This is a genomic window from Anaeromyxobacter sp. SG64, from assembly GCF_022690745.1.
GTDB lineage: Bacteria > Myxococcota > Myxococcia > Myxococcales > Anaeromyxobacteraceae > Anaeromyxobacter > Anaeromyxobacter soli.
Map to the genome: position 1 here is coordinate 1 of NZ_JALCZB010000207.1, position 919 is coordinate 919.

Annotated in this window: 1 pseudogene; it reads right to left on the reverse strand. The window is 76.3% G+C overall.

From position 1 onward, the window contains the following. Nucleotides 1-919: pseudogene (locus tag MNZ29_RS24110) on the reverse strand (hypothetical protein); the annotation flags it as partial.

Genomic DNA, 919 nt, shown 5'->3' on the forward strand with positions numbered 1-919 from the left:
CGCGCCGCGGGCGGCGTCGGCGGGCGGACGGCCCGGGCCGCCGCCGAGCGCGCGGATCCGGTCCGCGACGTCGCGGAACGCCGGGTCGAGCTTCGCCACGCGCTGGAGGAACCAGAGCCCCACCTCCGACTCCCCGACGGCCTCGTGCGCCGCAGCGAGCTCGTACTGGACGGCCTTGGCGGCCTCCTTGGTGAGCACGTCGGACGCGAGCGCGCGGCGGAAGGCGCGGATCGCCTCGCCGTGCTCCCCCTTCGCCATGCGGCAGAGGCCGATCATCGAGAGGCAGTCGATCGCGCGCCGCTTCTCGGCGCCCTTGAGCGCCACCTCGAACTCGTGGACGGCGTCGTCGAGGAGCGCCATCTCCTTGTAGGCGATGCCGAGGTCGTAGTGGGTGGCGCTGTCCTCGGGGCGGACGGTCTGCTCGACGCCCTTCTTGAACTGCGCGAAGACGTCCTCGACCGAGTACTGGAACTCCTCGTCGTCCGCGGCCGGGGACGCCTCGCCGCCGAGCTCGTCCGCGAGCTCCCGCGCGATGTCGAAGCTCTCGTCGACGCCGGAGACCGCGAGCGGTCGCGTCTCCCGCGCCGTCCCTCCGGGCGGAGGGGTGGCCGCGGGCGCCTCGCTCGCGGCGCGCCGCTCCACCTCGGCGAGCCGCGCCTCGATCGCCGGGTGATGCGGGTGCAGGGCGAGGAGGTTCTGGAGCGCCTCGCGCGCGGCGCCGAGGAGCCCTTCTCGCAGGAAGAACTCGGACTCCTCGAGCTCGTCCGAGACGTCCGGGAAGGCCGCGCCGTTCCCTCGCGCGGAGGCGGGCGGAGGCTTGGGCGTCGCGGGGGCGGGGGCGCGGGGCGGCGGTCTCGCCGCGGCGGGCGGGGGCTTGGGGCCCGCGCGCGGGGGCTTCGGCGCCGTGGGCGGGGGCTTC